The 21,380-nt window shown below is 40.6% G+C and carries 23 protein-coding genes; 11 read left to right on the top strand and 12 right to left on the bottom strand.

Features of this window, described 5'->3' with window-relative positions:
- Positions 1-54 precede the first annotated feature (54 nt).
- From zwf to nudE, 5 genes are all read right to left on the bottom strand, one after another.
- Complete coding sequence (zwf, locus tag ADA56_RS06675) at positions 55-1,536, bottom strand: glucose-6-phosphate dehydrogenase (RefSeq protein ID WP_049369898.1); 1,482 nt, start codon at positions 1,534-1,536, stop codon at positions 55-57.
- 72 nt (positions 1,537-1,608) lie between these two features.
- On the bottom strand, positions 1,609-2,415 hold the full coding sequence (gene cysQ / locus ADA56_RS06670; protein WP_049369897.1) for a 3'(2'),5'-bisphosphate nucleotidase CysQ: 807 nt from the start codon (positions 2,413-2,415) through the stop codon (positions 1,609-1,611).
- A gap of 9 nt (positions 2,416-2,424) precedes the next feature.
- Complete coding sequence (locus ADA56_RS06665) at positions 2,425-2,829, bottom strand: hypothetical protein (RefSeq protein ID WP_049369896.1); 405 nt, start codon at positions 2,827-2,829, stop codon at positions 2,425-2,427.
- A 50-nt stretch (positions 2,830-2,879) separates the two neighbouring features.
- Positions 2,880-4,880, bottom strand: a complete 2,001-nt coding sequence (locus ADA56_RS06660; protein ID WP_080972349.1) for an OPT family oligopeptide transporter — start codon at positions 4,878-4,880, stop codon at positions 2,880-2,882.
- A gap of 109 nt (positions 4,881-4,989) precedes the next feature.
- Positions 4,990-5,550, bottom strand: coding sequence for an ADP compounds hydrolase NudE (gene nudE, locus ADA56_RS06655; protein WP_049369895.1), 561 nt, complete (start codon positions 5,548-5,550; stop codon positions 4,990-4,992).
- A 64-nt stretch (positions 5,551-5,614) separates the two neighbouring features.
- Between nudE and hslR the strand changes: the two genes are divergently transcribed.
- On the top strand, positions 5,615-6,010 hold the full coding sequence (gene hslR, locus ADA56_RS06650; RefSeq protein ID WP_049363966.1) for a ribosome-associated heat shock protein Hsp15: 396 nt from the start codon (positions 5,615-5,617) through the stop codon (positions 6,008-6,010).
- Between the two features lie 39 nt (positions 6,011-6,049).
- Here hslR and ADA56_RS06645 read toward each other — a convergent pair whose 3' ends face one another.
- From ADA56_RS06645 to aphA, 3 genes are all read right to left on the bottom strand, one after another.
- Positions 6,050-6,607, bottom strand: a complete 558-nt coding sequence (locus tag ADA56_RS06645; RefSeq protein WP_049369894.1) for a TIGR00645 family protein — start codon at positions 6,605-6,607, stop codon at positions 6,050-6,052.
- Between the two features lie 82 nt (positions 6,608-6,689).
- Positions 6,690-8,300 carry a DNA recombination protein RmuC gene (gene rmuC / locus ADA56_RS06640; RefSeq protein WP_049369893.1) on the bottom strand — a complete coding sequence of 537 codons (1,611 nt, stop codon included), beginning with the start codon at positions 8,298-8,300 and terminating at the stop codon, positions 6,690-6,692.
- A 117-nt stretch (positions 8,301-8,417) separates the two neighbouring features.
- Positions 8,418-9,125: an acid phosphatase AphA gene (aphA, locus tag ADA56_RS06635; RefSeq protein WP_049369892.1), complete on the bottom strand. Its 708-nt coding sequence runs from the start codon at positions 9,123-9,125 to the stop codon at positions 8,418-8,420.
- Positions 9,126-9,345: 220 nt separating this feature from the next.
- On the opposite strand from aphA, the gene hslV reads away from it, so the two are divergent.
- Both hslV and hslU read left to right on the top strand, forming a co-directional pair.
- A complete protein-coding gene (gene hslV / locus ADA56_RS09815) occupies positions 9,346-9,876 on the top strand; it encodes an ATP-dependent protease subunit HslV (protein ID WP_005695137.1) in 531 nt (176 codons plus the stop codon).
- Positions 9,877-9,885: 9 nt separating this feature from the next.
- Positions 9,886-11,220 carry an HslU--HslV peptidase ATPase subunit gene (gene hslU, locus ADA56_RS06625; RefSeq protein ID WP_049369891.1) on the top strand — a complete coding sequence of 445 codons (1,335 nt, stop codon included), beginning with the start codon at positions 9,886-9,888 and terminating at the stop codon, positions 11,218-11,220.
- 67 nt (positions 11,221-11,287) lie between these two features.
- Here hslU and slyD read toward each other — a convergent pair whose 3' ends face one another.
- From slyD to rraB, 3 genes are all read right to left on the bottom strand, one after another.
- Positions 11,288-11,923 carry a peptidylprolyl isomerase gene (gene slyD / locus ADA56_RS06620; protein WP_049369890.1) on the bottom strand — a complete coding sequence of 212 codons (636 nt, stop codon included), beginning with the start codon at positions 11,921-11,923 and terminating at the stop codon, positions 11,288-11,290.
- 44 nt (positions 11,924-11,967) lie between these two features.
- On the bottom strand, positions 11,968-12,681 hold the full coding sequence (locus ADA56_RS06615) for an SIMPL domain-containing protein (RefSeq protein ID WP_049369889.1): 714 nt from the start codon (positions 12,679-12,681) through the stop codon (positions 11,968-11,970).
- Between the two features lie 62 nt (positions 12,682-12,743).
- Positions 12,744-13,172, bottom strand: coding sequence for a ribonuclease E inhibitor RraB (gene rraB, locus ADA56_RS06610; RefSeq protein ID WP_005695141.1), 429 nt, complete (start codon positions 13,170-13,172; stop codon positions 12,744-12,746).
- Positions 13,173-13,378: 206 nt separating this feature from the next.
- Between rraB and truD the strand changes: the two genes are divergently transcribed.
- The 6 genes from truD (at position 13,379) to proS (ending at position 19,040) form a co-directional block, all read left to right on the top strand.
- A complete protein-coding gene (gene truD / locus ADA56_RS06605) occupies positions 13,379-14,401 on the top strand; it encodes a tRNA pseudouridine(13) synthase TruD (RefSeq protein WP_049369888.1) in 1,023 nt (340 codons plus the stop codon).
- Positions 14,401-15,141 carry a 5'/3'-nucleotidase SurE gene (gene surE / locus ADA56_RS06600; protein WP_049364714.1) on the top strand — a complete coding sequence of 247 codons (741 nt, stop codon included), beginning with the start codon at positions 14,401-14,403 and terminating at the stop codon, positions 15,139-15,141. Before truD ends, surE begins: the two co-directional genes overlap by 1 nt.
- Before the next feature lie 51 nt (positions 15,142-15,192).
- Positions 15,193-15,768 (top strand): YqaA family protein, encoded by a 576-nt coding sequence (locus tag ADA56_RS06595; protein WP_049364715.1) that lies wholly within the window; start codon positions 15,193-15,195, stop codon positions 15,766-15,768.
- Positions 15,769-15,784: 16 nt separating this feature from the next.
- Positions 15,785-15,973: a hypothetical protein gene (locus tag ADA56_RS06590; protein ID WP_049363974.1), complete on the top strand. Its 189-nt coding sequence runs from the start codon at positions 15,785-15,787 to the stop codon at positions 15,971-15,973.
- A 23-nt stretch (positions 15,974-15,996) separates the two neighbouring features.
- Complete coding sequence (nlpD, locus tag ADA56_RS06585; RefSeq protein WP_049364716.1) at positions 15,997-17,229, top strand: murein hydrolase activator NlpD; 1,233 nt, start codon at positions 15,997-15,999, stop codon at positions 17,227-17,229.
- Positions 17,230-17,324: 95 nt separating this feature from the next.
- Positions 17,325-19,040, top strand: coding sequence for a proline--tRNA ligase (gene proS, locus ADA56_RS06580; RefSeq protein WP_049369887.1), 1,716 nt, complete (start codon positions 17,325-17,327; stop codon positions 19,038-19,040).
- A 64-nt stretch (positions 19,041-19,104) separates the two neighbouring features.
- Here the strand turns inward: proS and deoC are convergent, their stop codons facing one another.
- Positions 19,105-19,779 (bottom strand): deoxyribose-phosphate aldolase, encoded by a 675-nt coding sequence (gene deoC, locus ADA56_RS06575; protein ID WP_049369886.1) that lies wholly within the window; start codon positions 19,777-19,779, stop codon positions 19,105-19,107.
- Positions 19,780-19,889: 110 nt separating this feature from the next.
- Here deoC and ADA56_RS06570 point away from each other — a divergent pair, with 110 nt between their 5' ends.
- Positions 19,890-20,393 carry a protein disulfide oxidoreductase gene (locus tag ADA56_RS06570; protein ID WP_049369885.1) on the top strand — a complete coding sequence of 168 codons (504 nt, stop codon included), beginning with the start codon at positions 19,890-19,892 and terminating at the stop codon, positions 20,391-20,393.
- 52 nt (positions 20,394-20,445) lie between these two features.
- Positions 20,446-21,369 (top strand): ADP-glyceromanno-heptose 6-epimerase, encoded by a 924-nt coding sequence (gene rfaD / locus ADA56_RS06565; RefSeq protein ID WP_049369884.1) that lies wholly within the window; start codon positions 20,446-20,448, stop codon positions 21,367-21,369.
- The last annotated feature ends 11 nt before the right edge of the window (positions 21,370-21,380 follow it).

The raw sequence follows: 21,380 nt of genomic DNA, 5'->3' as shown, positions 1-21,380 counted from the left end.
TCTATTCGGTGATAAGCCTTCTTCTATTTATTGAAGAAGGCGAGATATTGATGACTAAACCTTTTTCTTCATTTTACCGCTTGGTTTACGCCATACGCGACCACTTTTCGCAATGAGTTTTTCGGCTGCAATCGGTCCCCAAGTGCCCGCTTCATATTCGTAGATTCGACCACCAGCTTCTTTGTAATCCAAAATCGGTTGCACAAATTTCCATGCAGCGTGCACCGCATCCGTACGCGCAAAGAGTGTGGCATCGCCCTTCATCGCATCAAGCAATAAGCGTTCATAAGCCGTGAGCACTTGCTCATCGGCTAAATCGGCATAACGGAAATCCATTGAGACTTCTTTGGCTTCAAAGCCCGCACCTGGTTTTTTCAAACCAAAGCGCATTGAAATGGCTTCATCAGGTTGAATACGGATGATCAATTTATTCTCAGGCGCATTTTGACTGAATACCGGATGTGGTGTAGTTTTGAAATGAATCACAATTTCTGTCACACGTGCCGGTAAGCGTTTACCTGTACGCACATAGAAAGGTACGCCAGCCCAACGCCAGTTTTCGATTTCGCAACGTAATGCCATAAAGGTTTCAGTGCGAGAGTTAGCTGGAACGCCTTTTTCCTGTAAATAGCCTTTAACTTCTTTGCCATCAATTTCCGCTGCAGTATATTGACCAAGCACTAAGTTGTGCTCAACGTCATCTTGCGTTAATGGACGTAAAGAATGCATGACTTTGGCCACTTCATCACGCATTGAGTTCGCATTGATGATTGCGGGTGGTTCCATGGCAACCATGGCTAAAACTTGTAATAAGTGGTTTTGGAACATGTCACGCATTGCGCCAGAACCATCATAATAGCCACCACGTTCTTCTACACCAATGGCTTCGGCACCCGTAATTTCGACATAATCAATGTAATTACGGTTCCAAAGTGGTTCGAATAAGCCATTCGAGAAGCGCAAAACAAGCAAGTTTTGTACGGTTTCTTTACCAAGATAATGATCGATACGATAGATCTGATGTTCTTCAAAGAAACGATGAATTTGGACGTCGAGTTCTTGTGCTGTTTTTTCATCGTAACCAAAAGGTTTTTCGACAATAATACGTTTCCAACCGTCTTTTTCTTCGTTTAAACCATGGGCCGCGAGGCATTCTGGAATTACACCATATAAGCTTGGTGGCGTGGACATATAGTAAAGGGTGTTGCCATTTGTTTGATATTTAGTATGTAATTCTTCTAAACGTGGGACTAATTTACCGTAATCCGCAGCATCAGATGTGTTTACCGCTTGGTAATAGAGATGACTACAAAAAGCGTCTAGCGTTTCTGGAGTGGTTTCTTCTGTTTCAAGTAACGCTTCACGCATTTTTTCACGGAAAGTCTCATCGTTTAATTCTGAACGCGCGACACCTAATACAGAAAATTTGTTTAAACGACCAAATTTGAAGAGATTATAAAGTGCTGGAATGAGTTTACGGTGAGTTAAATCACCGGAAGCACCAAAAATCACGATACAGTTATTATTAGTTTGCATATTATTCCTTATTGTTCCGAGTAGTATTTTTAAATAATGCAATATATTACTGCACTTTACCAATCGAACCAATCAATTAAATTGAAAGACAGATGCCCAATTTTGTGTATTATCTGCCACCATCACAAAGGGTGGATTAATTAAACTTTTACGCTGATTATAGGTGAGTGGATGATACTGCGGATCGAAAATCATTCCATTGATTTCAGTTAATAAAATTTCAGCGCCTGCCGTGTCCCATTCGCCGGTTTTACCGAGGCGAACATAGCAATCAACAACCCCTTCTGCAACCAAACCACTTTTCAAACTGCTCGAACCCACCACAGTAAATTCACATGACAAATTCTTCGCTAAAATTGACCGCACTTTTTCTTGTGAAGTGGTGGCACCTACGGCGATTTTTAACGGTTTGGTAAGATCGATTTTTCTTGGACGTAACGCTTTTATTTCTTTGTCGTTTTGTTTAAATGCCCCAAAACCTTTCATGGCGTAATAGGTAATATTCAAAATAGGGAAGTGAATCACCCCCAGTACAGGTTGATGGTTTTGCACGAGTGTAATCAATACGGAGAATTGATCTGTGCGATCAATAAATTGCTGCGTGCCATCAAGGGGATCGATTAGCCAATAAGTTTGCCAAGTTTGGCGTTGTTCAAAGGGAATATTGCAGTTTTCCTCTGAAAGAACAGGAATGTCAGGGAAAAGTGCGGTCAGTTTTTCGATTAAAAATTGGCTGACAAATAAATCTGCTTCCGTAACGGGGGTGTTATCCGATTTGGTTTGTATTGTTACGTCCTGTTGGTAAAAACGCGCTAAATGTTTTCCCGCTTCATTAGCGAGCCTGCGTACTTGATCGAGAAGAGATTGAGATAATTGCATGTTTATTTCCTACTTTGATTTCGGTAATAACAAGGAGAGTAAGATTGTCGTATAGATTGCCAGGATAGAAGAACCCTCTAAGACGAATAATATACGGTCTGTCAGATATTGGGTATTTTGTGCGATGAGAAGATTGCCGATACTCCAATAACAAAAAAGAATGATGAATGAAAAAATGAGAATTTTATTCCACTGATGACGTAGATAGCCGCGGTATTTAGCAAAGTAAGCGTTGATTATCGCCGGCACGGTGAGTGGCCAAAATGTCAGAAAGAAACCAAATAATGCTGCATCGAAGTTCCCTTCTTTGCAGTAGTCCATTCCGAAAGCGACATAAGCAATAATGCTACCGATTATCTGTGTAACCAATGGGAAGATGATAATTGCTTTTAGATAAGGGGATTGCGTTGACACCTTAAGCTCCTAGAAAAATAGGCTATCCGAGGACAGCCTATTTAAATCCATTATTTCGATTTCTTCGCACGTAATACACGAGAAACGAAAATAAAGATACCAAAGATAAATACGGCAAGACCAAGTAATTCGCCAATATTATCCCAATTTTCTAATCCTAAGGCTAATGGATCTTCAGAACCACCTGATGTGACAGATGCCGCGATAATGAAGGCTAAGATGACGCCCATCAAGCTTTCACCCACAATTAAACCCGCAGCGAAAAGTGTGCCGAAACGTTCTGCTTTTTTCTCCACTTCAGTATCGTTAGTGCGTTTTGCATAGTTTTTAATGTGACGGGTGATAAACCATGCCATTACTGCACCGACTACAACCGGCATATTGATTGATGGTGGAAGGTAGATACCAATCCCCACCGCTAATACTGGTAAGGCAAAGCGGCTGTCACTGGTTTTACGCATGAATGCATCCACAATAATCAACACAATACCTAAACCTACACCAGTTAAAATGTAAGTCCATTCTAAATGGTTGGTGAAAATACCTTGTGAAATGGTAGTCATAAGGGTTGCTTGTGGTGCTGAAAGCGCTTGTGCAGGATCCATGTCTGGACGTGGTAATGCGCCAGTGAAACCATAAGCGTGGTATAGAATTTCTAATACTGGTGCAATGACTAATGCACCAACGAAACAACCGATAATCAATGCAACCTGTTGTCTCCAAGGAGTTGCTTCCACTAAAAGACCGGTTTTTAAGTCTTGTAAGTTATCGTTTGAAATGGTTGCAGTGGTTAAAACGATAGATGCTGTGAATAAGGTCAATGCGGTTAAGAATTTTTGACCGTCCGCTGTTTCAAATAAACCACTGCTTTTACCAATGGTCACTAAAACAAGTGAAATCACGATAACAGAAATAATCCCGATACCAGAAATAGGGCTAGAAGATGAGCCCACAAGTCCAGCCATATAACCCGATGCGGCAGCAACGAAGAAGCCAATTAACACCGCAAGTAGCGTACAAACCACCACTAATAATACGGCAAGCTCGGCAGAAATAGGCGCTGCGGCAACGAAGTGATATAAAGAAATCACGATTAGCACGACAGTCGCCAATAAAATGTAAATGATAGTTTTTGGAGATAAGTCGATATCAATACGATGTTCTGATTCAGCTTGTGAGCCTTTTAACATACGGAAAGAATGAACCATCCCTTCAATCATTGGTTTGAAAAGGATTAATAATGTCCAAATGGCTGCAATACCGATAGTACCTACACCGATAAAGCGAACTTTCGTTTTCCATTCAGCCATGGCATAACTAACAATAGAGGCATCCGTTGGCATATCGCCTGTTGCAGTGAAATAAGGTACCGCGACACCCCAAGCAAGGAATGTCCCGAATAACATAGCAAGACCGCCTACGATACCAATTAAGTAACCTGCACCCACTAAGGCAAGAGAGAATCCCATCGGTAATTGGAAAATCGCTTTGCCGTTAGAGAACCATGCGCTCGCGCTATCAGACATGACACGTAATGCGTTGGTTAAGAATGCAACGGCTCCTGCAAAAATACCACCGTAAGCAATATCTTTTACACCACTGTCGCTTTCGTCATTATTACCCGCTTTTAAGATTTCAGCAGCAGCCACACCTTCAGGGTAAGGTAAGTCACTATTCACCACCATTGCACGACGTAATGGAATAGTGAATAATACGCCCAATGTACCGCCAGCAGCACAGATGAGCACTGTTTGCCAGAATGGGAATTCTTGCCAGTAACCCATCATTAATAGGCCAGGAAGCACGAAAATAACAGAAGATAACGTCCCCGCTGATGAAGCTTGGGTTTGTACCATGTTATTTTCTAAAATACTGGAATCCTTGAAGAATTTTAAAACAGCCATAGAGATAACGGCAGCAGGAATAGAGGACGCAAACGTCATCCCCACTTTAAGACCCAAATAAACGTTAGATGCAGTGAAGATCACTGTAATTAACGCCCCAAGGAACATCCCCCGGAAGGTCAATTCTTTTAAATTATTATGAGACATAGATTTTCCTATATATATTTTTCAAAAAATGGCGATACATTCTCAAAAAAAGAATATTTATGCAAGTTTTCTTTAAAGTTAATCGCTTGCTATTAGAAATTATTTAAATTTATTCAATTAATTTTGGCGTTTTTTTTAAATGATCGCGCAAAGAATAAAGTGCAGCAAGATTTCTGGCCTCATTAAATTCATCACTGACCAAAAGTGCATCAAGTTGCGATAAAGGATAACGCACGATTTCTAATGGTTCAGGCTCATCGCCTTCTAGTTTATTTGGATACAGATCTTCGCCTAATAAAACGTGCATTTTATGCCCCATAATTTGTGGATTGATTTTCATGGTACGTAAAAATGTCCATTTTTTTGCGCCGAAGCCAATTTCTTCCTGTAATTCTCGATTGGCACTTTGTTCGGGCGTTTCTCCCATATCCATTCCACCTTTTACAAAGCCTAACTCATATTGTTCTGTTCCTACCGCGTATTCACGAACAAGAAGTAAATCTTCACCATCAATCGCAATCACCATCACTGAATCTCGATTGAAAGGGCGGAAACGTTCATAAGTGCGGTCAATTCCATTGGAGAATTTGAGTTCGACAGCTTGAATTTCAAATAAACGGGATTTTGCCACGGTGGAAAGGGAGAGAATGTGTGGAAGTTGTTTTTTCATGATATTAGCCCTATTATCTTGTCATTGGCTCATCATACGCAAAGTGAGAGAAATAGGAAGAGTTATGGCTGAAAATAACGAGGTACGATTAGATAAATGGCTCTGGGCAGCACGTTTTTATAAAACCCGTAGCATCGCGAAAGCGATGATTGAAGGGGGTAAAGTCCATTACAACGGTCAGCGTGCTAAAGTGAGTAAAACCGTAGAAGTTGGTGCAATGATTAAACTCCGCCAAGGTAGCGATGAAAAAGAAATTGAAGTGATTGCTTTGAGCGATCAACGTCGTGGTGCGCCTGAAGCACAATTGCTTTACCAAGAAACGGCGCAGAGTGTGAAAAAACGGGAAGAAATGGCGTGGGCAAGAAAAAATAATGCCCTTTCAATGCCACATCCTGATCGTCGTCCAAATAAAAAAGAACGTCGAGATTTATTGAAATTTAAACATCAAGATGAGTTCTAGAAAATAAAAGTGCGGTCAATTTTGACCGCACTTTTGGTATTAATGGTTTTTGTGGCTTGTACTGTAGAGAATTTTGTCGGTATAAGCCATGGCAATCGCTGAAATCAAGAAAGAAAAATGAATAATCACTTCCCACATAATCGTTTTTTCAGAAATTTTTGAGGCATTCACAAAGGTTTGCAATAAGTGAATGGACGAAATACTGATAATTGACATAGAAAGTTTCACTTTTAGTACTGTCGCATTCACATGGCTCATCCATTCAGGTTGATCGGGGTGGTTTTTCGTACGAAGTTTTGAAACGAAAATCTCATAACCACCTAATGTCACCATCACCAATAAGTTCGCAATCATCACTACATCAATGAGATTGAGCACGGCGAGCATAATGGTGTCTGCATCCATTTCATTAACATTGGTGATGAGATACCACAAGTTTTTCATAAACTTGTAGGCATAGATGCCTTGCACGACAATTAAACCTAAGTAAATAGGCACTTGTAACCAACGGCTTGCAAAAATTGTTTTGCTTAGAAAACTGGTTTGTTCGTTATATTTTGCACATGGATCCGTGATTTCTTTTTGTTCCGTTGTCATAAAATTCCCCACAAATAAAAAATTCAAATAAAAAAGCGGCAAGAAAATAGCCGCTTTTAAAGAAAAATTCAACAGGTATGCTTTATTTTACCCCGTTCTCGGTAGTGATAAGGGAGAGTCGCGTTAAATCCACGTCATTATTGAGCAATTCAACGTTTGGCATGCTCTTGTTAGCCTTCGCTGACAAGTCTTTAAATCGCTCTACTTTCCCCACTAAACCTTGTTGGCCCACAAGAGCGGTAACAGTACTGTTATATTGATTACTTACGGTGGAAAGGGTATTGCCCAGTTTGCTCAAACGTTCTGCTACCAAGCAAATCTGGTTGTAAATTTCGCCTGCTTTTTCTGCGATTTCTTTCGCCTCAGCATTACCTCGTTCGATACGCCATAAATTTGCCACTGTGCGTAAAATTGGCATGAGAGTTGTGTGTGAAACCATAATGACATTTTTCTCATACCCATAATTAAACAGACTTGGGTCTAATTTTAAGGCTTCAATATAAGCGGGTTCTACAGCGATGAACATCAAGACAAAATTAGGGCTGCGCATGCCAATCAAATTGCTGTAATCCTTGCGGTGCAAGTCATCAATGTGATTTTTCAGGGCTTTAATATGCTCCCTTAGTAAACGCTCACGTTCAAATTCATCCTCAGAATTGACCGCACTTTCATAAGCATTCAATGACATTTTGCTATCAATGATAATGTTTTTTTCATCGGGCAGATTCAGCACAAAATCAGGATAGTTTCGACCGCCTTGCTCATCTTTAAAATGGGCTTGTGCACTGTAATGCACGTTCTCAATTAAACCAGCCAACTGAAGTGCACGCTCAAGTTGCACTTCTCCCCAGTTACCTAAGGTTTTCTTTTCACCTTTTAGTGCAGAGGTTAAATTATTGGCTTCTTTCGACATGTTTAAGCCAATTTCCAACACCTTTTTGATTTCCGCTTCTAAACCCGCATTGCCTTTCACCGATTCCGAATGGATTTCATTGACTCGTTTTTGAAAGCCTTCGATTTGTTCACGGAAAGGCTTCAACAAGATTTCCAATGCGGTTTGATTGGTTTGATTAAAGGATTGGCTTTTTTCTTCCAAAATACGGTTGGCCAGATTTTGGAATTCCACACCAAGCTGTTGTTTGGATTGCTCAATATGCTGTTGCTGTTCAGCAAAATGTTTTTCTTTTTCAGAAAGCGTCGTTTTTAATTCTGTTAATTCTTGTGAGAGTGCGGTCAATTTTTCCTGCGTTTTTTGCTGCTCTTGTTCTTTTCTAAGTAGATTTTCCTGAGCTTGTTGTAATTGACCTTGCAAGCTTTCGGCTTGAGCGGATGCAATCCCAAAACGTTCTTTTAATGCGGTGATTTGCCCGCCAATTTGATCATGACGGAGCTGTTCTTCATCCAATTCTTTTTCTAAATATTGGATTTTTTCATCACGTTCATTCAGGCGAGTTTGCAAACCTTCTGCATGAGTTTGTGCTTTAACGGCTTGTTGTTCTAATTGATTTTTGACAGCACTTAAAGAATCAAAACGCTCCGCTAATTGATTGTAATCTTCGATAGTTTTATTGAGATCTTGTTGTAATTCTTGCGTATCTCGTTTGCTGCGGCTTAATAGAAAAAGCATCACAATGCTGATGAAAACCAGCACGGCAATGATGATTAAATATTGATTAGAGGTGAGTTCTGACATAAATAGGCTCCTGGAAACAGAAAAATTTTAGCATATTCCCAGAAACTTTTTAAAAATTAAGATTGTTAATTAGGTAAGAAAAGTGCGGTCAAAATAACCGCACTTTTTTTATAAAGATTAGTAGTTAGAGTTAATCAATACTTCTTCGCCGTAGCCACCAAGGGTTGGCATTGGTTGGTAAGTGGAGTTAGCGGCACGCATTAAACGAATACCACGAATACCTGCTTCTTTTGCGGCTAGGATATCGTCATCGCTGTCACCATAGTGAATACTTACTTTGTGCTCAATAATACCCGGTGTTTTATTATATTTAGTTGGAAGTTTGCGACCACCCATGAATTCTACAGGATGCATGTCTTTAATATTAAAGGCTTTTTGTAGCACAGGTGTCACACCATCTTTATCACCTGCTGTACGACCGGTAATGAAATAAATTTGGTCACCACGTGCTTGGTGCATATTAATTAAATCCACCGCAATTTGTTTTGGAATAGAATATTGGTCACAACCCGCATTTACTTCATTCCAGAAATCTTGATTTTTTAAGTAATCATTTTTACCTGGTGAGTATTTTTCTTGGCCGTGATAGAAACAAGGGCTACTGAAAAGGACAGTATCGTCAATGTCGAAGCTCACATTAATTGGTGCTTTGCCTTCCAATTCTTTTTTTAATTGTTCAACAGAGATCCAGTGAATCGGCTTTTGCTCTGTCATTTCACGAGCATTCGTACCTTGTTCAGTGTAAGGTTCTTTGTTTGATGCAAAAGTAGAGACTGCGCTTGCCGCTAAAACTGCAATGGCAGAAAGTTTAAGTAAATTTTTCATGTTTTCCTCATTAAGTAGTTTGTTTTACTTGTAACAAATCATATCCCTTTAAAATATGGGTGTGAAATAATAGCAATCGTTTGCTATTTAAAAAAGTGATCTTTATCACATTTTTTTCAGATGATTGTTTAATAAAGCATCAAAGAAAAATTACCCCTTGAATTTGGCTGAATCGAACGCCATATAACGAATAACTTTTCTTAAAAGAAGGATAAAAAGAATGACAACAATTGTAAGCGTACGTCGTAATGGCCAAGTGGTTGTTGGGGGCGATGGACAGGTTTCATTAGGCAACACCGTCATGAAAGGGAATGCCCGTAAAGTACGCCGTTTATATAATGGCAAAGTTTTAGCCGGTTTCGCAGGTGGTACAGCCGATGCGTTCACCTTATTTGAATTATTCGAACGTAAATTAGAAATGCATCAAGGGCATTTGTTAAAAGCCGCCGTGGAATTAGCGAAAGATTGGCGAACCGATCGTGCGTTACGCAAGTTAGAAGCAATGTTGATTGTGGCGGATGAAAAAGAAAGTTTAATCATTACCGGTATTGGTGATGTGGTGCAACCGGAAGCCGATCAGATTTTAGCCATTGGTTCTGGTGGTAATTATGCATTATCGGCAGCCCGTGCGTTGGTGGAAAATACCGATTTATCAGCTCGTGAAATTGTGGAAAAATCTTTAAAAATTGCCGGTGATATTTGCGTGTTTACCAATACAAATTTCACTATCGAAGAATTACCGAATAAATAAGGAAAAATTATGTCTGAAATGACCCCTCGTGAAATTGTTTCCGAATTAGATCAACATATTATCGGCCAAAAAGAGGCGAAAAGAGCGGTTGCGATCGCATTACGTAACCGTTGGAGAAGAATGCAGTTGCAAGAGCCACTTCGTCATGAAGTGACCCCTAAAAATATTTTAATGATTGGGCCAACGGGTGTGGGTAAAACCGAGATTGCGCGTCGTCTTGCAAAATTAGCCAATGCGCCATTTATTAAAGTGGAAGCGACCAAGTTCACCGAAGTGGGCTATGTGGGGAAAGAAGTGGATTCCATTATCCGTGATTTAACGGACAGTGCGATGAAATTGGTTCGCCAACAAGAAATTGCAAAAAATCGAGCGAAAGCAGAAGATGCGGCGGAAGATCGTATTTTAGATGCATTATTGCCCCCACCGAAAAATCAATGGGGTGAAGTCGAAAACCACGACACCAACAGCAGCACTCGCCAAGCGTTCCGTAAAAAATTACGTGAAGGACAATTAGACGATAAAGAAATCGAAATTGATGTGTCTGCAGGCGTTTCAATGGGTGTGGAAATCATGGCACCTCCAGGCATGGAAGAAATGACCAATCAGTTGCAATCCATGTTCCAAAGCCTGGGTTCGGATAAAACCAAAAAACGCAAAATGAAAATTAAGGATGCATTAAAAACCTTAATTGACGATGAAGCGGCCAAATTGATTAATCCGGAAGAATTGAAGCAAAAAGCCATTGATGCGGTTGAGCAAAACGGTATCGTGTTTATTGATGAGATCGACAAGATCTGTAAAAAAGGTGAATACAGTGGCGCAGATGTTTCTCGTGAAGGTGTGCAACGTGACTTATTGCCATTAGTGGAAGGTTCAACAGTTAATACGAAACACGGGATGGTGAAAACCGATCATATTCTCTTTATTGCATCAGGTGCATTCCAAGTGGCGCGTCCATCGGATTTAATCCCAGAATTGCAAGGTCGTTTACCGATTCGTGTCGAATTGTCTGCATTAACGGCAGAGGATTTTGAGCGTATTCTAACTGAGCCAAATGCCTCTTTAACAGAACAATATAAAGCGCTTATGGCGACAGAAGGCGTGAGCATTGAATTTACACAAGATGCCATTAAGAAAATTGCTGAAGCTGCTTTCCGTGTGAATGAGAAAACAGAGAATATCGGTGCAAGACGTTTACATACCGTTATGGAGCGTTTAATGGATAAAATCTCATTTGATGCGAGCGATATGAACGGACAAACCGTGAATATTGATGCGGCCTATGTGATTGAGGCATTAGGCGAAGTGATCGAGAATGAAGATTTAAGTCGATTCATTCTGTAATGAAAGTTTAGATAAAGAAAAAGTGCGGTTAAAAATAACCGCACTTTTTTTATCTCTTAAATGAAGATTAGTGACCGCCACAACCACAGCCGCCATGACCGTGTCCGTGATCATGATCGTGTTTATGACCACCGCCACAGCAACCGCCGTGTCCATGATCGTGATCATGGTGGTGATGACCGTGACTGCCGCAACCACAACTGTGACCATCTTCGTCATCATGATGGTGGTGATCATGTGCGCCATGTACGTGACCGTGAGCAATTTCTTCTAATGTTGCTTCACGAGTACCAACAACTTCCACAGTGAAGTGTAATTCTTGACCCGCTAACATGTGGTTACCATCAACTACCACTTCATCGCCATCCACTTCTGTGATCACAACAGGAACTGGACCAATATCTGTGTCAGCTAAGAAACGCATACCAACAACGACTTCATCTACGCCTTGGAATACATCTTTTGGTACACGTTGAACCATGTTTTCATTGTATTCGCCGTAGCCTTCTTCAGGTTGAACACGCACTTCAAATTTGTCGCCAACTTCTTTACCTTCTAAGGCATTTTCAAGACCAATGATTAAGTTATTGTGGCCTTGTAAATATTCTAATGGTTGATTTGCTGGTGCTTCATCAACTAATACACCGTCTTGAGTACGTACTTGGTAAGCGATACTCACAACCGTATTTTTTGCTATTTTCATAGTGTTTTCCTTATTAAAAAAATCGTCATTCATTGTATAGAAAATTATTCTTTAAGCAATGCAATTCGCGCATTCACACTGACTTTAATTTTCTCTTTGCCACTTTGAGTGTAAGTTTCATCTTTTTCATCTGAGTAAGAGAAACTTTTTGCCATCATTGCCCCTGCAGCATAAGGGCGGAAATCATTCGCGGAATCATTGGCAGAAGACACGTCAAGGCTTTGGGTGTGATAACCTTTCATCTGCAAAGATTCTTGAATTAATAGGGCTTTATCTTTAACTTTTGCTAAAGCCTCTTTGGTTAATTCATTTTCTAAACTACTTAATTTCTCACGTGAAACAGAGGCACTTACGCGATCAATGGCTAATACGCCATCTAATTCATGTACTAAGGTTGATAACGCTTGAGAATCTTTACTTTCCAAAGTTAATTCTGCACGCGCAATCCAACCTTGCTGTTTGCCTTTATTGTCATAGCGAATCCATGTGTTACGAGAATTGTCTTTAATTTCAACCGCACTTTGTGCTTTTGCTAGCTCAATGGCTTTATTCATTTTTTCTGCCATGGTTTTATTGAGCGCGGATAAATCATTGCCTTCCGCTTGGTAAAAAAGGGAGACTTGCAATAAATCGCGTTCTACCTCTTTTTCAGCTTCAACACTAAAGCTGACATCCGTTGGCTGATGAGATACGGGCTCTGCTGCAAAAGAAGTGATAGGCAAGGCAAGTAATGCTAAAGAAAGCGCTTTGAGTTTCATTTTTTCATTCCTATTTGGGTAAGATAAAAATTAAGGGCGGTTTAACACGCCCTTTGTTATTATTAATGTAAACGTTCGTTGTCGTCTTCGACATCTTCATCGTCAAAAAATTCGCCGTCATCGCCGTATTCATCATCTTCCGCATTCGGATCTTCAAAATACGTGCCCCAGCCATCATAAATGCCTTTGTATTTTTCCACTAATGGTAAAATTTCTTTTTGTTGTGCATCGATAATTTCGGGCTTTAATTCTACTTCACTGATGATGTCAAAGCAGAAAATCACCTTGCCACTTTCATCTTCAAATTCTTCCGCTTCTGACACTTCATAGCCTGCTTTGAAAGCATCTACGGCAATTTTTTCTAAAGTATCAAAATCATAATGGGCGATGTGATGTTCGATAATATAAAGCGCATCCGGATCGCTGCCGTCATTTAATAAATCTGTAATGATTTCACGGGTTTCTTCTTGAAGTTCGTTAAAGTTCGTCATAAGGCATTCCTTTTGTCAGAAAAAGTGCGGTCATTGTAGGGGATAAAGATGAAAATGTCGCTAAAAATTTATGCTCATTTCAGTTTGCCTTGACGGGGAGGAAAGGTTAAAATTCTGCGCGAATAAATTGTGCTTAACATGCCCAGCTGATCACGCTATTTATTGCAGCGAAAAAAGTTGGGCTTTCTTATTTTAGAACGAAAAAAATGGTCAAACATCTCCCTTATTTCACCTTAAAAACACCACCAAAAACGACCGCACTTTTAAAGCAAGCGTTCGCTGATTTTATTGTTAGAGAAGATCTTGGCTATGAAATGTCAGGTGAAGGCGAATTTGTAGCGGTAAAAATCCGTAAAACGGATTGCAATACATTGTTTGTGGGTGAAAAACTTGCCAAGTTCGCAGGCATTTCTGATCGAAATATGGGGTATGCAGGTTTGAAAGATCGTCATGGCATTACAGAGCAATGGTTTTGTTTGCAAATGCCGGGTAAGGAAACGCCAGATTTTAGCCAATTTCAGTTGGAAGGCGTCGAGATTTTAGACGTCACTCGCCACAATCGTAAAATTCGTACGGGGAGTCTTCAAGGAAATGCCTTCGAGATTTTATTGCGTGGTGCAAAAGAAAGTGATGAGTTAAATGAACGCTTAAATTTTGTGGCGAAATACGGTTTTCCTAACTATTTCACTGAACAACGTTTTGGGCGTGATGGTCATAATCTGACCCAAGCGATTCGTTGGGCGAAAGGAGAGATTAAGGTCAAAGATCGTAAAAAACGCAGTTTTTACCTTTCTGCAGCTCGCAGCGAAATTTTTAATTTAGTTGTAGCAGAACGAATTGAACAAAATGTGGCAGATCAGGTTCTAAGAGACGATATTGTGCAATTAAACGGATCGCACAGTTGGTTTAAGGCTGATGAAAATGAAGATTTAGTGGTCTTACAGCAACGTTTGAACGAACAAGATATTTTGCTCACTGCGCCTTTAATTGGCGAAGAAAATTTATCTGCAAGTGCGGTCGAAAATAAAGTCGTTTTGGAACATCAGATTTTCCAAGAATTAATGAAACAAGAACGAATGAAAGCCGCTCGCCGCCCTTTATTGATGCAGACAAAAGATTTCCATTGGACGTTTGTTGAAGAAGGATTGAAGCTCTCATTTTATTTGCCGGCAGGGAGTTATGCTACTGCATTGGTGCGAGAGTTAGTGAATATTAAGGAAGAAGAATAATGCGAATTTTAGTCAGCAATGATGACGGTTTTCATGCCGAAGGGATTCAAGTTTTAGCAAAAGAATTACGCAAAATTGCCGATGTGGTGATCGTTGCGCCCGATCGTAATCGTAGCGCGGCATCAAGCTCATTAACGCTTGTTGAGCCACTTCGCCCACGTCATTTAGATAGTGGTGATTATTGCGTGAATGGCACACCGGCTGATTGTGTGCATTTGGCACTAAACGGTTTTTTATCTGGACAAGTGGATCTTGTGGTATCAGGCATTAACGCGGGTTGCAATATGGGGGATGATACGATTTATTCAGGTACTTTGGCTGCAGCATTGGAAGGCCGACATTTAGGGTTGCCAGCTATTGCGGTATCTTTAGATGGCCGTTTGCATTATGAAACAGCGGCTCGCGTGGTGTGTGATTTGATTCCGAAATTACATCCTCAATTATTGAATAAACGCGAAGTGATCAATATCAATGTGCCAGATTTGCCTTACGAAGAGCTTAAAGGCATCAAAGTCTGTCATTTAGGTTATCGCTCATCCGCTGCAGAAGTGATTAAACAAGAAGATCCTCGTGGCGAAAATATTTATTGGATTGGCCCGTCAGGCTTGCCAGAATATGATGGTGAAGGTACAGATTTCCATGCGGTAAAAAATGGTTATGTTGCCATTACGCCAATTCAAGCGGATCTTACTGCTCATCAGTCAATTGCTGCTTTACAAGATTGGCTGGAAAGTGAATAATGTGCCGTTTTGAAACGAATTTTCCCTATTGAAGCAATAAAGGATAAGTGAATGAATATTTTTGGTGCGATGTATGATAAAACAATGCAATGGTCAAAACATCGCTTTGCCGTGTTTTGGTTATCCTTTGTGAGTTTTATTGAGGCCATTTTTTTCCCTGTTCCACCGGATGTGATGTTGATTCCGATGTCAATGTCAAAACCGAAAAGTGCATTTCGTTTTGCACTTTATACCACGATTGCTTCGGTTGTCGGTGGAATGATTGGTTATGCTATTGGTTATTACGCCTTTGATTGGGTGCAAGGCTATATTCAACAATGGGGATACCAAGCTGCTTGGGAACAGGCCATGGCGTGGTTTAAAGAATGGGGTATTTTAGTGGTCTTTGTTGCCGGTTTTAGTCCTATTCCTTATAAAGTTTTCACCATTTGTGCCGGCGTGATGCAAATGGCATTTATCCCCTTTGTGATAACCGCATTTGTATCGCGTTTTGCTCGTTTTATTTTAGTGGCAAAACTGGCCGCATGGGGCGGAGAGAAATTCGCCGCGAAATTACGTAAATCCATTGAAATCATTGGTTGGAGTGTGGTTGCTCTAGCTGTGATTGCTTATCTTATTTTAAAATAACAGGATGACCTTTTTTATGAATAAATTACTCTTAATTATCTCGAGTGCATTGCTGATCTCAGCATGTACAGGAGAACCACAAAAACAAGATCCCGATGCATTACCTAATGGTATTATGCAACCCGTAGAAGGAACGGGAGCGGTTGCCGGTGGTAGCTTTATGCCGGAAATTGAAAAGAATTCGATGCCAAATCAAATGAAATAAATTTAATGTTAAAGGAAGAATAAATGAAAAAATCGTTTTTATTGCTCCCTGTGAGTATCGCTATTTTAACGGCTTGTAGTTCAAATAGCCCTGCGCCAATTGAAAATGTAGATGGCACACTTTCTCCGGGTGTAATGCAGCCTGTTGATAATAATTCGAGCGGTACATGGCAGCCAGAAATCCAACAAAATACGATGCCAAATACCATGGGCAATAGCGTGCCAACAGGAACTCAAACACCACAACCTAGTTTCCAACCGACTTATCAACCGGTTCAACAACCTGCTGCAGCACAGCCTAAACCAACGCCTGCTCCAGCACCGGTTCAACCACAAACTAAAACGGTAACCAAAACGGTTTCTGATTGCACCAGCTCTGGCGCAATCAACGTGCCGCGTAATCCAAATACCAACGCACCGGATTACAGCCAAATTCAAAAAGGTTCATACAAAGGAAATACCTATAAAGTAAACAAAGGCGATACCATGTTCTTAATCGCTTACTTGACCGGTATGGACGTAAAAGATTTGGCAAGCATGAATAATATGAAAGAGCCTTATAGCTTAAGTGTGGGGCAAACGTTAAAAATTTCAAATTGTTCAACTAAAACGGTTACCACGACTGTACCAGTGAAAACTACAGCACCAGCTGCACCAGCAGCCCCTGCTGAGCCAGAAGTGACTTATACACCAGGTGCGAACGGTACTCAAATTGGTTCTGATGGTACGGTAATTGGTCCAATTAAATCAGGTGTTGCAACAGGTGGTGCATCAACACCAGCGTTTACCAACAATACACCTAGCACACCGGTGACAACGACAACTCAAGTGGAAACCACAAACAATACGCCAGTTAATGCAAACGTTGTAGCACCAGTGGCATCGAATGTGGCATGGCAATGGCCAACCCAAGGCAACGTGATCCAAGGTTTCTCTAACTCCGATGGTGGTAACAAAGGGATTGATATCAGTGGTTCTCGTGGACAAGCAGTTAAAGCGGCTGCGAGTGGTCGTGTTGTTTATGCGGGTAACGCATTACGTGGCTACGGTAACTTAATCATCATCAAACATAATGATGATTTCTTAAGTGCTTATGCACACAACGACAAGATCCTTGTGAGCGATCAACAAGAAGTGAAAGCGGGTCAAGAGATTGCGAAAATGGGTAGCACAGGAACCAATGCTGTGAAACTTCACTTTGAGATCCGTTATAAAGGTAAATCTGTCGATCCAGTTAGATATTTACCGAGAAGATAATCTTTTCTCAGAAAAAAGTGCGGTTAAAAATGACCGCACTTTTTGTTATACTCTCACCAATTTTTTCTCAATGCTTAGAATCTAAGGTTAATTCAATGCGTACAAGTCAATATTTATTCTCAACATTAAAAGAAACCCCAGCTGAAGCGGCCATTGTGAGCCATCAATTAATGCTTCGTGCGGGGATGATTCGTCCTCTTGCTTCAGGTCTTTATAACTGGATGCCAACAGGCTGGCGTGTGCTTCGTAAAGTAGAAAAAATCATCCGTGAAGAAATGGATAAAAGCGGCGCGCTTGAAATCAAAATGCCAGTCGTGCAACCAGCAGAATTATGGGAAGAATCAGGCCGTTGGGAACAATATGGCCCAGAATTACTTCGTTTTGAGGATCGTGGTAATCGTAACTTTGTATTAGGTCCAACACATGAAGAAGTGATTACGGATTTAGTTCGTCGTGAAGTGTCATCATACAAACAACTTCCGATTAACTTATACCAAATTCAAACCAAATTCCGTGATGAAGTACGTCCTCGTTTCGGTGTCATGCGTTCACGTGAATTTATCATGAAAGATGCGTATTCTTTCCATGCGGATCATGCGAGCTTGCAACAAACGTATGATGTGATGTACCAAACTTATAGCAATATTTTCAATCGCTTAGGTTTAGATTTCCGTGCAGTACAAGCGGATACCGGTTCTATCGGAGGGAGCGCCTCACATGAATTCCAAGTGTTAGCAAACAGCGGTGAAGATGATGTGATTTTCTCTACGGAATCAGATTACGCAGCAAACATTGAGTTAGCAGAAGCGGTGGCGATTGGTGAACGCGCCGCGCCAACGAAAGCAATGGAATTAGTTGATACGCCAAATGCAAAAACAATTGCTGAGTTGGTGGAACAATTCAATTTGCCAATTGAGAAAACAGTTAAAACCTTAATCGTAAAAGGGGCAAGCGAAGAGCAACCGTTAGTGGCATTAGTCATTCGTGGTGACCATGAATTAAATGAAATTAAAGCAGAAAAATTACCTGAAGTGGCTTCACCATTTGAGTTTGCGGATGAAGCTGTTATCAAAGCAAAAATTGGTGCGGGTGTTGGTTCATTAGGCCCTGTTAATCTCAATATTCCAGTGATTATTGACCGTTCAGTGGCGTTAGTGTCTGATTTCAGCGCGGGTGCAAACATTGATGGTAAACATTACTTCAATATCAACTGGGAACGTGATGTAGCGTTACCAAAAGTAGCGGATATTCGTAACGTAGTTGAAGGTGATCCAAGCCCAGATGGTAAAGGTACCTTATTGATCAAACGTGGTATCGAAGTGGGTCATATTTTCCAATTAGGTAAAAAATATTCAGAAGCCATGAATGCAACCGTTCAAGGTGAAGATGGTCGTCCAATGGTCGTAACCATGGGATGTTACGGTATTGGTGTAACGCGTGTGGTCGCAGCAGCGATTGAACAGCATTTTGACGAGCGCGGTATTGTATGGCCAACAGATGAAATTGCGCCATTCACCGTAGCTGTTGTGCCAATGAATATGCATAAATCTGAAAGCGTTCAAGAATATGCCGAAGAGTTGTACCGCACTTTACAAGCACAAGGCGTAGAAGTGATCTTTGATGATCGTAAAGAGCGTCCAGGTGTGATGTTTGCCGATATGGAACTTATCGGTGTACCACACATGGTGGTAATTGGGGAGAAAAATCTCGCAAACGGCGAAATTGAATACAAAAATCGCCGCACCGGTGAAAAACAAATGATTGCAAAAGATCAGTTGTTAGATTTCTTAAAAGGACAAATTAAAGCTTAATTAAGTCTTTGATGATTAAAAAGGAGATTGAGGCATCCACTTCAATCTCCTTTTTTATTATTGATTAGTAATTGCTTGAGGTATTACCAGAAGTACCAGTTATAATGGCAATCCCTGCGCTTGCACCAATTCGTGTCGCACCTGCTTCAATCATGGCTAGTGCGGTTTGAGTATCACGAATACCGCCAGAGGCTTTTACTCCAATGTTGCCTACCGTTTTCTTCATTAAAGCGACATCTTCTACGGTTGCACCGCCTTTATTGAAACCGGTTGAGGTTTTAACGAATGCCACACCTAACGCTTTACAGATTTCACAGGCTTTCACAATTTCTTCTTTGGTGAGTAAGCAGGTTTCCAAAATCACTTTAAGTGGCACGCCATGACAAGCGGTTAATACAGCTTGAATGTCGTCTTTTACGGCATCCCATTTATTGGATTTAATCAAGCCGACATTAATTACCATATCGATCTCACCCGCACCCGCTTTGATGGCTTCTTGGGTTTCAAACGCTTTGACTGAGGATAAGTTGGCACCGAGTGGAAAACCGACTACAGTACAAATTTTTACATCTGAGCCAGCGAGTTTTTCTTTGGCTAAAGGAATATAACCTGAATTAATGCAGACTGAATAAAAGCCGTATTGAATGGCTTCATCACAGAGTTTAAGAATATCTTGTTCTGTTTTTTCAGCAGTAAGGGCAGTGTGGTCAATATATTGTGCTAGTTGTTTACTATCCATATTTTTTCTCCTTATAAAATGATGTGATTATCATAACAAAATCTCTGCAATTTTGACCGCACTTTTCCGATCGATTACAATTCACTTATCCTAGATCATGAAATTTTATTGTGAAACTTAAAACCTTATTAAAAAATGCGATTTCGCTCCTGCTGACGTTGATTATCGTAAGCAGTATTCTCGATTTTATTCGTAAGCCCAATATTCCACCTGAAATCAATTCGACAGCACTTTATGATTTACAGGGGAATGCCTTCTTTTTACCCCAATTAGATCAAGCTAAGCCGACGATCATTTATTTCTGGGGAAGTTGGTGTGGTTATTGTCGCTATACTTCTCCAACGATTAATTCACTTTCAGAAGAAGGCTATCCCGTAGTCTCTGTCGCGCTGCGCTCGGGGACAAATAAGGACGTGGAGGATTATTTACAAACCCATCACTATCAGTTTACAACGGTGAATGATCCTCAAGGCAAGATTGCAGAGCAATGGCAGGTGAATGTGACGCCGACCATTATTATTTTAAACAAAGGAAAAATGGATTTGGCCACAACGGGTTGGACAAGTTACTGGGGCTTAAAAGTGCGGTTATTTTTCACAGAGTTTTTTGGCTAAGCGACACAAAATCTATTACAATACACAGACTTATTTTAAAGAGGACAGAATTATGATTATTGTAACAGGTGGCGCCGGTTTTATCGGCAGTAATATCGTTAAAGCATTAAACGATATGGGACGCAAAGACATTTTAGTGGTGGATAACTTAAAAGACGGGACTAAATTCATTAACTTAGTGGATCTTGATATCGCAGATTACTGCGATAAAGAAGATTTCATTGCGTCAATTATTGCAGGTGATGATTTAGGTGATATCGATGCCGTATTCCATGAAGGGGCTTGCTCGGCGACCACTGAATGGGACGGCAAATACATCATGCATAATAACTACGAATATTCAAAAGAGTTATTGCATTACTGCTTAGATCGTCAAATTCCGTTCTTGTATGCATCAAGTGCAGCAACTTATGGCGACAAAACTGAATTCCGTGAAGAGCGTGAATTTGAAGGCCCATTGAATGTGTACGGTTATTCTAAATTCTTATTCGACCAATATGTGCGTGCGATTTTACCTGAAGCAAAATCGCCAGTATGTGGTTTCCGTTATTTCAACGTGTATGGTCCGCGTGAAGGCCACAAAGGTTCAATGGCAAGCGTAGCATTCCACTTAAATAACCAGATTCTTAAAGGCGAAAATCCAAAATTATTTGCTGGCAGTGAACACTTCCGCCGTGATTTCGTTTATGTAGGCGATGTGGCGCAAGTTAATATTTGGTGCTGGCAAAATGGCATTTCGGGTATCTTTAACTGTGGTACCGGCAATGCAGAGTCTTTCGCAGAAGTGGCAAAAGCGGTGATTAAATTCCACGGAAAAGGTGAAGTGGAAACTATTCCGTTCCCTGAGCATTTGAAATCTCGCTATCAAGAATATACGCAAGCAGATTTAACGAAACTCCGTGCAACTGGCTACGACAAACCATTTAAAACTGTCGCGGAAGGTGTGGCAGAATACATGGCGTGGTTAAATAAATAAAAATATTGAAC

It is taken from the genome of Parahaemophilus parainfluenzae (assembly GCF_001055095.1).
GTDB lineage: Bacteria > Pseudomonadota > Gammaproteobacteria > Enterobacterales > Pasteurellaceae > Haemophilus_D > Haemophilus_D parainfluenzae_Z.
Note: the sequence above shows the minus strand (reverse complement) of the source record. Positions and strands in the feature narration are given on the sequence as shown.